This is a genomic window from Brevundimonas sp., from assembly GCF_030682035.1.
Classification (GTDB): Bacteria; Pseudomonadota; Alphaproteobacteria; order Caulobacterales; family Caulobacteraceae; genus Brevundimonas.
Genome location: NZ_JAUXQZ010000031.1, coordinates 60264 through 73871 on the forward strand (window position 1 = coordinate 60264; position 13608 = coordinate 73871).

16 protein-coding genes are annotated in these 13608 nt (G+C 68.4%); 13 read left to right on the forward strand and 3 right to left on the reverse strand.

The genetic code is table 11. The annotated features are described in order from the left end of the window. Window positions 1-14 precede the first annotated feature (14 nt). From Q8K49_RS08915 to erpA, 3 genes are all read right to left on the reverse strand, one after another. On the reverse strand, window positions 15-680 hold the full coding sequence (locus Q8K49_RS08915) for an SdpI family protein (protein ID WP_305305391.1): 666 nt from the start codon (window positions 678-680) through the stop codon (window positions 15-17). After that, on the reverse strand, window positions 677-967 hold the full coding sequence (locus Q8K49_RS08920) for a metalloregulator ArsR/SmtB family transcription factor (RefSeq protein WP_305305392.1): 291 nt from the start codon (window positions 965-967) through the stop codon (window positions 677-679). The genes Q8K49_RS08915 and Q8K49_RS08920 overlap by 4 nt, the downstream gene beginning before the upstream one ends. A 184-nt stretch (window positions 968-1151) precedes the next feature. Continuing rightward, entirely contained in the window at window positions 1152-1529 is a 378-nt protein-coding gene (gene erpA / locus Q8K49_RS08925; RefSeq protein WP_305305393.1) for an iron-sulfur cluster insertion protein ErpA, read from the reverse strand. A 63-nt stretch (window positions 1530-1592) separates the two neighbouring features. Between erpA and Q8K49_RS08930 the strand changes: the two genes are divergently transcribed. The 13 genes from Q8K49_RS08930 (at window position 1593) to ftsA (ending at window position 13330) form a co-directional block, all read left to right on the forward strand. Continuing rightward, the gene (locus Q8K49_RS08930) at window positions 1593-2783 is read left to right on the forward strand and encodes a deoxyguanosinetriphosphate triphosphohydrolase (protein WP_305305394.1); all 1191 of its coding nucleotides are present in this window, start codon (window positions 1593-1595) and stop codon (window positions 2781-2783) included. A gap of 106 nt (window positions 2784-2889) precedes the next feature. Next, entirely contained in the window at window positions 2890-3630 is a 741-nt protein-coding gene (locus Q8K49_RS08935) for an SPOR domain-containing protein (RefSeq protein ID WP_305305395.1), read from the forward strand. 7 nt (window positions 3631-3637) lie between these two features. Further along, window positions 3638-4687 (forward strand): beta-N-acetylhexosaminidase, encoded by a 1050-nt coding sequence (gene nagZ / locus Q8K49_RS08940; protein WP_305305396.1) that lies wholly within the window; start codon window positions 3638-3640, stop codon window positions 4685-4687. A gap of 181 nt (window positions 4688-4868) precedes the next feature. After that, window positions 4869-5690, forward strand: a complete 822-nt coding sequence (locus Q8K49_RS08945) for a ScpA family protein (protein WP_305305397.1) — start codon at window positions 4869-4871, stop codon at window positions 5688-5690. Further along, window positions 5687-6346, forward strand: coding sequence for an SMC-Scp complex subunit ScpB (gene scpB, locus Q8K49_RS08950; protein ID WP_305305398.1), 660 nt, complete (start codon window positions 5687-5689; stop codon window positions 6344-6346). The genes Q8K49_RS08945 and scpB overlap by 4 nt, the downstream gene beginning before the upstream one ends. A 166-nt stretch (window positions 6347-6512) precedes the next feature. Further along, window positions 6513-7946, forward strand: coding sequence for a UDP-N-acetylmuramate--L-alanine ligase (gene murC / locus Q8K49_RS08955; RefSeq protein ID WP_305305399.1), 1434 nt, complete (start codon window positions 6513-6515; stop codon window positions 7944-7946). Further along, the gene (locus tag Q8K49_RS08960; protein ID WP_305305400.1) at window positions 7946-8389 is read left to right on the forward strand and encodes a DUF4375 domain-containing protein; all 444 of its coding nucleotides are present in this window, start codon (window positions 7946-7948) and stop codon (window positions 8387-8389) included. The genes murC and Q8K49_RS08960 overlap by 1 nt, the downstream gene beginning before the upstream one ends. Beyond that, complete coding sequence (gene murB, locus Q8K49_RS08965) at window positions 8386-9297, forward strand: UDP-N-acetylmuramate dehydrogenase (protein ID WP_305305401.1); 912 nt, start codon at window positions 8386-8388, stop codon at window positions 9295-9297. Before Q8K49_RS08960 ends, murB begins: the two co-directional genes overlap by 4 nt. 38 nt (window positions 9298-9335) lie before the next feature. Next, entirely contained in the window at window positions 9336-9653 is a 318-nt protein-coding gene (locus Q8K49_RS08970; RefSeq protein WP_305305402.1) for a type II toxin-antitoxin system Phd/YefM family antitoxin, read from the forward strand. Further along, complete coding sequence (locus Q8K49_RS08975; RefSeq protein ID WP_305305403.1) at window positions 9650-10078, forward strand: type II toxin-antitoxin system VapC family toxin; 429 nt, start codon at window positions 9650-9652, stop codon at window positions 10076-10078. Before Q8K49_RS08970 ends, Q8K49_RS08975 begins: the two co-directional genes overlap by 4 nt. Window positions 10079-10176: 98 nt before the next feature. Continuing rightward, on the forward strand, window positions 10177-11112 hold the full coding sequence (locus Q8K49_RS08980) for a D-alanine--D-alanine ligase (RefSeq protein WP_305305404.1): 936 nt from the start codon (window positions 10177-10179) through the stop codon (window positions 11110-11112). Beyond that, entirely contained in the window at window positions 11100-11987 is an 888-nt protein-coding gene (locus Q8K49_RS08985; protein ID WP_305305405.1) for a cell division protein FtsQ/DivIB, read from the forward strand. The genes Q8K49_RS08980 and Q8K49_RS08985 overlap by 13 nt, the downstream gene beginning before the upstream one ends. A gap of 14 nt (window positions 11988-12001) precedes the next feature. After that, window positions 12002-13330 (forward strand): cell division protein FtsA, encoded by a 1329-nt coding sequence (gene ftsA / locus Q8K49_RS08990; RefSeq protein WP_305305406.1) that lies wholly within the window; start codon window positions 12002-12004, stop codon window positions 13328-13330. Window positions 13331-13608: the final 278 nt, after the last annotated feature.

Here is a 13608-nt window from a genome sequence, read left to right on the forward strand (position 1 = left end):
TCTACGGGGCGGGTTCAGAAGGGCTGGCGGTCGGGATCGGTGCGCCAGACGCGCCAGCTTTCGGCGACCGCGAGGAAGGCGGCCGCGACCACCGCGCCGATCAGGATCTGATAGCCGAGCGGCTGCGGGGCGACGGGGGCGGCGACGAGGCCAGACAGGCCGATAAGGAAGAAGAGCCGTCCGGCCAGCCTGTTGGAGCGGTCCCAGGCGAGGCGGCTCTTGAGGCTCCAGGGCGTGCGAACGCCGGCGATCGGATTGGGGCCGACGCGGCCGGCCACGGCGCCCACGATCAGGAAGAGGACGGACAGACCGGCCATCGGCGCGGCGGCGCCGAGCGAGGTCAGGCCGGTCACGCTCGCCACGCCGGCGAACAGCGCCAGGGTCAGGAAGGTCAGCAGGATCAGCAGCTGGCCCGAGCGGATGGCGCGGACCCGGGCGGGACTTCCGCTGCGCCCGGCCGCGAGACCCATGCCGCCCGCGAGTACGCCGGTGAGCAGGCCGAAGCCGATGATGCCGGCGCCGATCGCCTCACGCCCGGTCCAGGCGTCGGCCTGCCCGTCGAAGCCATAGTGATAAGGCATCAGTTCGGACGGCCCGGCGAGGACGATCCAGGCGCCGGCGGTCACGATCATGACGGTGATCGCGAGGGTGGCGCGGTCGGCGGCGGCGAGGCGGGTCATGTGCGGGGCTCCTCTTCAGGGTCGTCGGCGCGGGCGCCGGTCAGGGCCAGCAGGAAGGCGAGAGCCTCCTCCACGGCCGAAATCTCGAGCCGGTAGCGGATCGAGGCCCCCTCGCGCTCGGGCGAGACCAGTCCGGCCTCCTTGAGCGCATTGAGGTGGCCGGTGATCGTGGGCCAGCTCATGTCGAAGGCGGCGGCGATGTCGCCGGAGGCCATCGGTCCCTGGCGCAGCATGTCGATGATGCGGCGGCGGACCGGATGCGACAGGGCTTTGAACAGCAGGTTCATAAGGCAGGACGCTAATTAGGAAATACCCTAATAGCAAGCGTTGTTCCTCCCCCAAGCATAGCGCCGGGGGAGGGGGACCGCCCGAAGGGTGGTGGAGGGGGCTAACCGCATCCGCCAGTGTCCGAGGTTGGCCCCCTCCACCGCTACGCGGTCCCCCTCCCCCGATGGGGGAGGAATAGGCTGGCTAAATCGAGAAACTCACCCCGCAGCCGCAGGAGGAGGCGGCGTTCGGGTTCCTGACCACGAACTGGGCGCCGGCGAGGTCGTCGACGAAGGCGATCTCGGAGCCCTTGAGGAAGGGCAGGGAGATGGGGTCCACGATGGCCGCCTGACCGCCGGCCTCAATGCGGATGTCGTCGGGCTCGGCGGACTGGACCAGTTCGAACCGGTACTGGAAGCCCGAGCACCCGCCGCCGTCGACGGCGACGCGCAGCAGGACCGGATGACCCTCGTCCCGGCCCAGTTCGGTCAAGCGTCTTGCGGCGCTGTCGGACAGGGTCAGGCCGTGCCCGCCGGCGGACGGCGATATCTGGAACAGGGGTGCGGATTGGACGGTGCTCACAGGGGGCTATATGAGGCGCGCAGGGCCGATCGCAAAGGCCCGCAGCCGAATGAGCAGCCGACGTTGATCCCCGAGCGCGCCGCCTATGCCGAATACCCCGAGCACAGCCGCGGCCGGCTGACGCCCGAACCGATCAGCCGTACGCGTAATGCCTACGCCCGCGATCGCGACCGGATCATCCACGCCACCGCCTTTCGCCGCCTGAAGGAGAAGACCCAGGTCTTCGTAGCCCATGAGGGCGACCACTACCGCACTCGCCTGACCCATTCGCTGGAGGTGGCGCAGATCGCGCGGTCTCTGGCGCATGCGTTGCGACTGGACACCGACCTGGCCGAGACCGTGGCCTTGGCCCACGACCTCGGCCATCCGCCGTTCGGTCATGCGGGCGAGGACGAATTGCAGGCCCGGATGGAGCCGTGGGGCGGCTTTGACCACAACGTCCAGACCTTCCGCGTGGTGACCCGGCTGGAGCATCGCTATCCCCAATTCGAGGGGCTGAACCTGAGCTGGGAAACCGTCGAGGGGGTGGTCAAGCACAACGGGCCGGTGTCGCACCGGCTGGACGAGCCGGCGTGGAAGGCCATCGCAGACTACACTGTGGATCACGGGGCGCCGGCGTGGGACCTGCGGCTGGACACCTTCGCCTCGCTGGAGGCGCAGGCGGCGGCGATCGCGGACGACATCGCCTACAACAATCACGACGTCGACGACGGGGTGCAGGCGGGGCTGTTCACGCTGGACGACCTCAGCGACGTGCCGCTGATCGGGCCGGTGCTGCACGGGGTGCGCAAGGACTGGCCCGACATTGACGACCGGATGATCCGCATCGAGGCGGTGCGGCGCATGATCGGGGCGATGGTCGAGGACGTGCTGGCCGAGACCGAGGCGCGGATTGCGGCGGACGATATCCGCTCGACCGAGGCGGTGCGGACCGCCGGCCGGATGCTGGTGGCGTTTTCGCCCGGCATGCTGGCGGATCTGGGCATTCTGAGGAAATTCCTGTTCGAGCGGATGTACCGCCACTATCGCGTCAACCGGACGCGCAGCCAGGCGCGGCGGCTTCTGGGCGAGATGTTCCAGCTGTTCATGGCCGAGCCTGCGACCCTGCCGCCCGAATGGTCGGGTCGGGCGGACGTGGCGGATCAGGCGAAGCGGGCGCGAGCGGTCTGCGACTATGTTGCCGGCATGACCGACCGCTACGCCATCGAGGAACACAGAAAGCTGTTCAGCCTCGACCTGGCGCTGGATTTGTAGGGGATTGAGTCCTTCCCCGCTTCTCCCGGCCTGAAAAAGGACTTGGACCGGGATAGAGTGTCCGTTCCGCGCTTCGATTCGCGCGGACCCGACGGAAGGCGCGGCCATGTCCAACGAAGATCCCTATCGTCCGAACCAGGGCCGCGACCGGGGCGCCTATACGCCGCCGACCGACGACGATCTGCCGTTCAACCGTGGCGGCTACGACGCGCGCCGGGCCGGCGGAGGAGGCGGGGCCAAGGCGCCGCCGATGACGCTGATCATCTCGGGCGTGGTGTTGCTGGTCCTGATCATCGCGGTGGTGGTCTATTACCGCGCCGGGCCGCGCTCCTCGAATGACGCACCGCCCGCCGTGGGTACACCCGTCGTACAGATGAAGGCCGACGCGCCGCTGGAGGCCCAGCCGATCGACCCGGAAGCCGGCATCGACGTCTATGACGCCGCGGAAGCCCCGACCACGGCTCCGACTTTCACTCCGCCGCCCGAAGTCGCCCAGCCGCGTCCCGCGCCGCGTCCGGCCGGAACGACCGCGCCCGTCGCGCCACGCCCGACGCCCGTGACGCCGCCGCCCGCCAGGACCGAACCTCGCGCCCCGGCGACTGTCGGCGGGACGTCCGGCGTCCAGATCGGGGCCTTCTCGACGCCGAGTCTGGCGGACCGCGAGTTCGCCGCCATGGTCGGCCGCTATCCCCAGTTCACCGCCGGGGCTGAAAAGCGGGTTCAGGAGGTCACGGCCTCGAACGGCTCGACGGTCTATCGCACCACCGTCACCGGCCTGAGCCGCGATCAGGCGACCGGCCTGTGCAACGCGATCAAGGCCGCCGGCGGCGACTGTTTCGTGCGCTGATCGATCGGTGACCTCGGCGGCGATCTACGGCTGTAGCGGCCATCGGCTGACGGAGGCGGAACGCGCCTTCTTCGCCGAGGCTCGGCCGTGGGGCTTCATCCTGTTCCGCCGCAATATCGACAGCCCGGAGCAGGTGCGGGCCCTGACCGATGAACTACGCGCGAGCATCGGCGACGCGGAGGCGCCGATCCTGATCGATCAGGAAGGCGGTCGGGTGCAGCGGATGGGGCCGCCGCACTGGCCGAAATATCCACCGGGCGAGGCCTATCTCAAGGCGACCAACGACCCGCTGACGGCGCGCGAACTGGTCCGGCTGGGCGCGCGGCTGATGGCGCATGACCTCAAGGCGGTGGGAATCAATGTTGATTGTCTGCCGGTGCTCGACGCGCCCGTACCCGGCGCTCATGAGATCATCGGCGACCGGGCCTATGCCCATGCCCCCGCGACAGTGGCCCAGCTGGGGCGAGCGGCGGCGGAAGGCCTTCTGGCCGGAGGCGTCCTGCCGGTGATCAAACACATGCCGGGCCACGGGCGGGCTTTCGCCGACAGTCACCACGACCTGCCGGTGGTGCATGCGGATTTCGCGACCCTGGACGGCTGGGACTTTGCGCCGTTCAAGGCGCTGTCGGACATGCCGATGGCCATGACGGCCCATGTGGTGTTCGACGCCATCGATCCGAAACGGCCGGCGACGACCTCGAAGAAGACGATCCGGCTGATGCGGGACCACCTCGGCTTCGGCGGACTGATCATGACAGACGACCTGTCGATGAAGGCGCTGTCGGGAACCTTGAGGGAGCGGGCGGAGGCGTCGCTCAAGGCGGGCTGCGACGTGGTCCTGCACTGCAACGGCGCGCTCGACGAGATGCGACAGGTGGCCGAAGGGACTGGCAGGTTGAAGGGCAGGGCGGCGAAACGGGCGGCCGCCGCCATGGCCCGGGTCGTCCATACGCCGGAGCCGCTGGAGGAGCGCGAGGCGCGCGAGCGGTTCGCCGCCATGCTGGCCGGAAAACTGGAGGCCGCCAAGGGGCCGGATGTCGGGGAGGCGCAGGCATGACAACCTCGTTTCCCTTCCCCCCTTGCGGGGGAAGGTGGCAGGCGGAGCCTGACGGATGGGGGGTGAAACGCCGGGCTGTCCGATTGGCGAACTTCCAACCATACTGTCCGCTGCACCAGACCCCCCATCCGAGCCGCTCCGCGGCCCACCTTCCCCCGCAAGGGGGGAAGGAGATCGTTCAGTGACCGACGCCTTCCAGCCCAATCTCGACTTCACCGCCGCCGAACAGGTAGACGAACGGGAGGCCTTCGTTGTCGATCTGGACGGCTATGAAGGGCCGCTCCACGTCCTGCTGGCGTTGGCGCGGACGCAGAAGGTCGATCTGCTGAAGCTGTCGATCACCCGGCTGGCGGAACAGTATCTGGCCTTCGTTCACGAGGCGCGGCGGCGCAATTTCTCGCTGGCGGCGGACTATCTGGTGATGGCGTCGTGGCTGGCCTATCTGAAGTCGCGGCTGCTGCTGCCGCGCACCGACAAGGGCAAGGACGACGAACTGCCTGCCGAGGAGATGGCCGCGGCCCTGGCCTTCCGGCTGCAGAAGCTGGAGGCGATGCGCAAGGCGGTGGAGGCGATCACCGCCCGGCCGCAGCTGAAGCGCGACGTCTTCACCCGCGGCGATCCGCAGGCGACAGTGATCGTGCCCTCCGACCGCATCGACGCCAGCCTGTATGAGCTGATGGCCGCCTATGTGACGCAGCGGCGGCGCGAGGAGCAGCGCCACTACAATCCCGGCCAGCGGGTCGAGGCCTTCGCTCTCGAGGCGGCGCGCGACTGGCTGAGGGAGGTTCTGCCCCGGCTTGAGCAATGGACCCCCCTGGAACAGGTGGCGCCCGCCCACGACGGCCTGCACGGTCCGACCCAGGCCAGCTTTACCGCCTCGACCCTGTCGGCCAGTCTGGAGCTGGTGAAGGAGGGGGCGATGGATGTGAGACAGGCGGCCGCCTTCGCGGACCTGTATCTGAAGCGGCGCGGGCGGGGTCAGGGACTGGAGCTGGTGCCGTGATCCAGTTCGCCCCCGATCACGGAGAGATCGAACGCCGCGTCGAGGCCCTGCTGTTCGCCGCGGCGGGTCCGCTGTCGGCGGCGGAGATCGCGCGGCGGCTGCCCGAGGGCGCTGACGTCGGGGGCGCCATCTCGGCCCTGCGCGAACGCTATCAGGGCCGGGGCGTCGAGCTGGAATGCGTCGCCGACCGCTGGCGCTTCCGCACGGCGCCGGACCTGTCCTTCCTGATGACCGAGGAGCGCGAGGAGCCGCGGCGGCTGTCGAAGGCGGCGCTCGAGACCCTGGCCATCATCGCCTATCACCAGCCGTGCACCCGCGCCGAGGTCGAGAGCGTGCGCGGCGTCTCCCTGTCCCGGGGTACGCTGGATCTGCTGCTGGAGATGGGGTTCGTGCGGCTGCGCGGGCGGCGGCGGACACCGGGACGGCCGGTGACCTATGGCACCGCCGACCGGTTCCTGGAGCATTTCGGCCTGTCCAACCTGTACGACCTGCCCGGCGTGCGGGAGATGAAGGCGGCCGGCCTGCTGGACCTGTCGATCCCGGTCGGCTTCGAAGTTCCGGACCCGTCGCGCGCCACGGACGGCGACGACGAACCCCTGCTGCCCGGCGACGAGGACGCGCCCGAGTTTGCCCGGGATTTCGTGGCTGAGGACTGAGCTCCCGGGCGCCCCTCCACCATCCTTCGGATGGTCCCCCTCACCATCAAGATGGGGAGGAGACAGCAGCCGTCTCCTCCCTGTCGCGCAGCGATGGGGAGGGGGACCACGCGAAGCGTGGTGGAGGGGTGATGCATTCCGCTCCGACCCTTGCTAATCGCTTCCAATGATCGCTCGCCTTCGCCCCGTGCCGTTCGACCTCGGCCCCGTCCATTTCGTGGGCATTGGCGGCATCGGCATGAGCGGCATCGCCGAAATCATGCTCAAGATCGGCTATTCGGTGCAGGGCTCGGACGCCAAGGCCAGCGCCAACACCGAACGGCTGGAGAAGCTGGGGGCACGGGTCTTCATCGGCCATGACGCCACCCATATCGGCGACGGCGTCTCGGCGGTGGTCTATTCGACCGCGGTCAAGCCGACCAACCCCGAGATGATGGTCGCCCGCGAGCGGCGCATCCCGCTGGTCCGCCGGGCCGAGATGCTGGCCGAGCTGATGCGGCTGCAGTTCTCGATCGCGGTCGGGGGCACGCACGGCAAGACCACCACGACCTCGATGGTCGCCGCCATCCTGGACGCCGGCGGGCTGGACCCCACCGTGGTCAACGGCGGCATCATCAACGCCTATGGCACCAACGCCAAGGTCGGCGACGGCGACTGGATCGTGGTCGAGGCCGACGAGAGCGACGGCAGCTTCCTGCGCCTGAAGTCCACCGTGGCCATCGTCACCAATATCGATCCGGAGCATCTGGACCACTACGGCGACTTCGACGGGGTGCGGAAGGCGTTCGTGGACTTCGTCGAGAACATCCCCTTCTACGGCTTCGCCGCCGTCTGCCTCGACCACCCGGAGGTGCAGCGGCTGGTGGCCTCGATCGATAACCGGCGGCTGGTGACCTATGGCATCAACCCCCAGGCCATGGTGCGGGCCGACAACTGCCAGATGATGCCCGACGGCTGCCGCTTCGACGTGGTGATCCAGAAGCAGGGTCTGGCCGCGCTGGACGAGCCGATCCGGATCGAGGGCCTGCATCTGCCCATGGCGGGATGGCACAATGTCTCCAACGCGCTGGCCGCCATCGCCGTGGCGCGGGAGCTGGATGTGTCGGATGAGGCGATCAAGGCCGGTCTGGCCGGGTTCGGCGGCGTGCGGCGGCGCTTCACCACCACCGGCGTGGTCGGCGGGGTGCGCATCGTCGACGACTATGGCCACCACCCGGTCGAGATCGCCGCCGTGCTCAAGGCCGCGCGACAGGTCGCCGAGGGCCGCGTCATCGCCGTGGTCCAGCCGCACCGCTTCACCCGGCTGGAATCGCTGATGGAGGAGTTCTCAACCTGTTTCTCGGACGCCGACGCGGTGTTCGTGGCCGACGTCTATGCGGCGGGCGAGACGCCGATCGAGGGGATCGACAAGGACGCGCTCGTCGAGGGCATCCGGCGGTTCGGGCATCGCTCGGTGCAGCCGCTGGAGAGTGTTGAGGCCCTGCCGGGGGTGATCGCGGCGGAGGCGAAGGCCGGCGATCTGGTGGTGCTGCTGGGGGCGGGGGACATCACCCAGTGGGCCTATGCGCTGCCGGGGCAGTTGGAGGGGATGCAGGCCTGATGCCGACAGATTTGGTCTGGTCTCTAATCGACGACGCTTGGAACTCCGAGATCTCATTGGAAGACGTGGAGGCAACACAGGCCAGGCTGAATGCCATGCCCGCACATGTTCGGCATCTCTACGCTGCGACGTGGATCGATTGCGAAGTCGGTAATGGTGGGTTTTGGCAGTTATTCTCGAACAGCGCCGGCGTGCTCGCACCAGAGGCTGTCGATGGCTTCACTGCGTTGGGTATGCCCCAAACAGCGGCGATCGTAGCGGAAGCTATCAACCTGCTTGGATCCCCGTTTCCCCGAGATCGCAATGTGAGAGATCAGCGGCTCAGCGATCTTGAAGATACATGTTTCGACGGCCTTGAAGACCAGTTTTACACCATGATCGAGACGGAAGCGGGCGGCTCCGAGGAAGCGTTCCGTACCTATGCGGGCCGGTTCGCGAAATGATGTGGCTCGACTCACTCCCCCCCGTCCGCGGCAAGCTGCTGCGCGACGAGCCGCTGGGGCCGTTCACCTGGTTCCGGGTGGGCGGGAAGGCCGATGTGCTGTTCATTCCGGCTGATGCCGACGATCTGGCCGACTTTCTGAAAGCGCTGGACCCGGCCGTGCCGGCGACGGTGCTGGGCGTCGGCTCCAACGTCATCGTCCGCGACGGCGGGGTCGAGGGCGCGGTCGTGCGGTTGGCCGGGCGGCCCTTCGCCGGGATCACGACCGAGGGCGACACGATCACGGCGGGCGCCGGCGCGCTGGACTCCATGGTGGCGCGGGCCTCGGCGAAGGCGGGGCTGGGCGGTCTGGAGTTCTATGCGGGCATTCCGGGCACCGTCGGCGGGGCCCTGACCATGAACGCCGGCTGCTACGGCGCCGAGACGAAGGACATTCTGGTCTCGGCCCGGGGCCTGACGCGGTCGGGCCAGCGGGTCGAGTATGTGGTGGCCGATTTCGGCTACACCTATCGCCACTCCAAGGCGCCGGCGGACATCATCTGGATCGAGGCGACCTATCGCGGGACGCCCGCCGATCCGGAGGCCGTGGCGGCGAAGATCGCCGAGATCACCGCGCGCCGCGAACTGACCCAGCCGATCCGGGAGAAGACCGGTGGCTCGACCTTCAAGAATCCGCCGGGCCATTCGTCATGGAAACTGGTCGATGAGGCGGGCTGGCGCGGCAAACTGTTCATGGCCACCGGAGGCGGGGCCATGTTCAGTGAATTGCACAGCAATTTCATAATCAACCCCGGCGACGCGACCGCCGCGGATATCGAGGGGCTGGGCGATGCGGTGAGGGCCGATGTACTGGCCAAGACTGGCGTGCCGCTCGACTGGGAGATCAAACGCATTGGTCGACCGGCCTGAGCCGCGCCAGCTTGATCGGCAGCAGTGTTATGACTATCATGACCAACATGAAGCGCCCCGTCTATTCCAGGCCAGCACAAGATGCTGAGTGGTCCGTCGCGGAGGCCAAGGCCCGGTTCAGCGAGGTCGTGGCGAAGGCGAAGGCCGGCGTTCCGCAGCGGGTGACCCGCTACGGCAAGGATGAGGTTGTCGTCGTGTCGGTTGAGGACTGGCAGGCGCGTTGCCAAGGCAACCCTACCACGCCCGGCTCCGGGCCGAGTCTTTTCGATGTCTTTGAGCCCTTGATCGGCAGCGGGCTGGTTCTTGAGCACATGCCCGGCGGTTTGCGTGAGCCGCTGTTCGGGCACGACGATTGAACTTTCTGATCGACACGAATGTGGTGTCGGAGCTCACCAAGGTTCCGCCGCATCAAGGGGTCATCGGCTGGCTCAGGGCGGTTCCGGCCAGCGAGGCCTGGATCAGCGTCGCGGTCATTGCTGAAATCCGCGCCGGCATCGAGCACAAGGCGATCAACAGGCACGGGGTCGATCTGGAGGCTTGGCTGGTCGGAACCCTTCTGCCACAGTTTGAGGGTCGCATCCTTGGCGTCGATGACCAGACAGCCCACCTCTGGGGTCGGTTCATGTACCAGGCCCGGATGTCGGGCGTGAAGGAACCGTTGATCGACGCCCTCGTCGCGGCCACCGCGATCACCCACGGGCTGGTCGTCGTGACCCGCAACGTCAAGCATTTCGCGCGCCTCGGCGTGCCGGTGCTCAATCCCTGGATATTCGAAGCCTGAGCGCCACGAAAGCGCCCGACGCCCTGCAAAGTAAACTGAACGTAAACCCGGAATGGGAGATCAAGGGGATCGGCCGCCCGCTCTGAGTTGATCCTTCCATGACCCGCCCGTTCGCAGACCTGCACGTCGCCGTCCTGATGGGCGGACTGTCGTCCGAGCGAGAGGTGTCCCTGTCTTCCGGCGCGATGTGCGCCGACGCCCTGGAAGGGCAGGTGGCCAGGGTCAACCGCGTGGACGCCGGGCGTGATCTGGCCCAGGTGCTGGCCGCGCTGAAACCCGATGTCGTCTTCAACGCCCTGCACGGCGAATGGGGCGAGGACGGCTGCGTCCAGGGCGTGCTGGAGACGTTGGGTATTCCCTATACCCATTCCGGCGTGCTGGCTTCGGCCCTGGCCATGGACAAGGACAAGTCCAAGGCGGTGCTGAAGGCCGCGGGAGTCGTGGTGCCCGGGGGCGGGCTGTTCGACCGCCACGCGGTGTCGCGCACCCACGTCATCCCCCCGCCCTATGTGATCAAGCCCAACGCCGAAGGGTCCTCGGTCGGAGTCTATCTGGTCCGCGAGGGCGAGCCGCCGTGCGCGGCCCCCGGCGAGGCATCCTGGACCTATGGCGAACAGGTGATGGTCGAGCCCTTCATCGCCGGCAAGGAGCTGGCCGTCACGGTGCTTGGGGAGAAGTCGGGACCGCGCGCCCTGACCATCACCGACATCACCCCGGCCAAGGGCTTCTATGACTATGAGGCCAAATACGCCCCGGGGGGCTCCAGCCATGTGTTGCCGGCGATCCTGCCGGCTCATGTGTTCGAGCGTGCGCTGCGCGAATCCGAGCTGGCGCACACCGCCATGGGTTGCCGCGGCGTGTCCCGATCTGACTTTCGTTATGACGATATTAAGGACGAACTGGTCCTTCTGGAGGTCAATACCCAGCCCGGCATGACGCCGACCTCGCTCAGTCCCGAGCAGGCCGCCCATGTCGGGATGGATTATAAAACCCTGGTACGGTGGATGGTGGAGGACGCCTCATGCCCGCGGTAGTTCGCGGCGGTCGGCGACAGAGTTCGAACCAGCCTGCAAAACGCGGCGCGGCTCCCAAATCCCAGGGACGCGGTCGCGCGCCGCGCAACGCCCAGGCTACGCCCGGGAAGATGGCGGCGCTGGGCCGGCTGGATCTGTCCCCCCGCGCAGTCGTGATTTCGATCGCCGCCGGCGCCCTGGTGCTGGCGGGCGTGCTGGCCACAGGGGCGCGGGCCGAGCGCATCAGCGCCTCAATCAGCCAGGGCATGGACGGCATGACCGCCGGTCTCGGCCTGAAGCTGGAAAAGGTTTTCATCGAGGGCGAGAGCCCCGAGGCCACCCGCGCCATTCAGCAGGCTGTGCAGCTGTCGGCTGACCAGCCGATGACCTCGATCGATCTCGACGCGGTGCGCGAGCGGGTCGAGGCGATCGGCTGGGTCAAGTCCGCGCGCGTCGTGCGCCTGCTGCCCGACACCCTGATCGTCCATGTCATCGAGCATGACCGGCTGGCCGTCTGGCAGACCGGCGGCGTGAACCAGGTCATCGACAGCCACGGCGCGGTGATCGCCGGGGCCGACGCCGGCCGGTATCCGAACCTGCCGCTGGTCGTCGGCAAGGGCGCCGAACAGGCCGCCTCCGAGGTTCTGCCCCTGATCGCCCAGCGCCCCCGGCTGCAGAGCCGGGTCGAGGCCCTGGTGCGGGTGGATGAGCGGCGCTGGGACCTGCGGCTCAAGGACGGCAGCCTGATCCAGTTGCCCGCCTCCAACCAGGAGGCGGCGTTGATCCAGCTGGACGCGCTGGACCAGCGCGAGCGGCTGCTGGAGCTGGGTTTCGCCCGGATTGACCTGAGAACGCCCGAGGAGGTCGCCGTCCGGCCCTCCGCTGGCGAAGCGTAGAGCGGGGAAGACGTATGACCGGACGGTCTGTGGACAAGTCTGTGGATAGCGCGGGCCAGAAGGCGGGCAGGGCGCCTGTGGTCGCCGCGCTCGACCTCGGGCAGTCCAAGGTCGCCTGTTTCATCATGAAAGCCGACGGCGTGCGCCACGCTGACCGCACTATCCGGGTCGCCGGGGCGGGGCACGTCCAGTCGCGCGGCGTGCGCGGCGGCGGCATCGTCAATATGGATGAGGCGGCGCAGGCCATCGGCCATGCGGTCGAGCGCGCCGAACGCGCCGCCGGCTGCCCGGTCTCGGGCGTTGTCGTGACCACGGCCATCGGTCAGATGGCCAGCCACCGGGTTCAGGCCCGGGTCTCGCTGGGGGCCAACCCCGTCGGAGACGCCGATCTGGCGCGGGCTATCGGCATGGCTCTGGCCCAGATCCGCCTGCCCAACCGTCGGCCCATCCATGTCCTGCCGATCGTCTGGTCGGTCGACGGCGCGCGCGGCGTGCATGATCCGCGCTCGATGAAGGGCCATTCGCTTGGGCTGGACCTGCTGGTCGTGTCCATGGCCGAGAGCGCCTTCAACGGGCTGAGTCATTGTCTCGAGCTGGCCCATCTCGATCTTCAGGGCGTGGCGGCGGCGCCGGTGGTGTCGTCCCTGGCGGCGCTGGAAGACGATGAGATGGACCTCGGTTGTGTCTGTATCGACATGGGTGGCGGCTCGACCTCGGCGGCGGTCTGGGGCGGGCGTTCGCTGCTGCATATCGAGTCGCTGAACGTCGGCGGCGATCATGTCACCGCTGACATCGCCCGCGGCCTGTCGACCTCAAGGGCCGGGGCCGAGCGTCTGAAGACCCTGCATGGCTCGGCCATGGCCAACGCCCATGAGGACCGCGAGATGCTGGAGGCCCCGCCGCGCGGGGAGGACGCCTCGGCCGGCCCGATCTTCGTCCAGCGCGCCATGCTGAAGACCGTCATCGCCCCGCGGGTCGAGGAGACGCTGGAGCTGTTGCGTGACCGGCTGCGCAACGCCGGCGTGGGCCTGGAGCCCGGCGCAGGTCTGGTGCTGACCGGCGGGGCCAGCCAGCTGAACGGCGTACGGGAGCTGGCGATCCGGGTGTTCGACCGCCCCGTGCGGCTCGGCAAGCCCCAGCGCGCGCCCCACCTGGCCGACGCCGCCTCGGGTCCGGCCTTCTGTTCGGCGGCGGGCGTTCTGCTGCGCGCCGCCTATGGGCCGCGCGAGGCGGTCTCGGCCCGCAAACTGATGTCACGCCAGATTTCGGCGGCCGATGCGCCCCGCGTTCACCGGGGCGGCGTCGTGGCCCGGGCCGCAGGCTGGCTGCGCGAGAACCTGTAGCCACGGCTTTGCCCGGCTAAAGCCTTGCCGGACCCGCGTTCGACGCCATCGTCAAATAACGCTGCGCCGGGGGCAGGACCACGTCGGCGGCGTTGCACCCGAAAAAACAGTGCAAATGGTGCAATCGGTGCAAGGCGGTCGTCGGGGCCGGCTTCGCCTTGATTGGCGCCGTGGCGGTTCGATTGTCAAAGACCGGAATGATGACCGGCCATTGTACCGCGGGTTCGGCCCGGGGTGCGCAACTCCGAGCGCTGAAAGCGCAGGGCGTTGAACGGGCC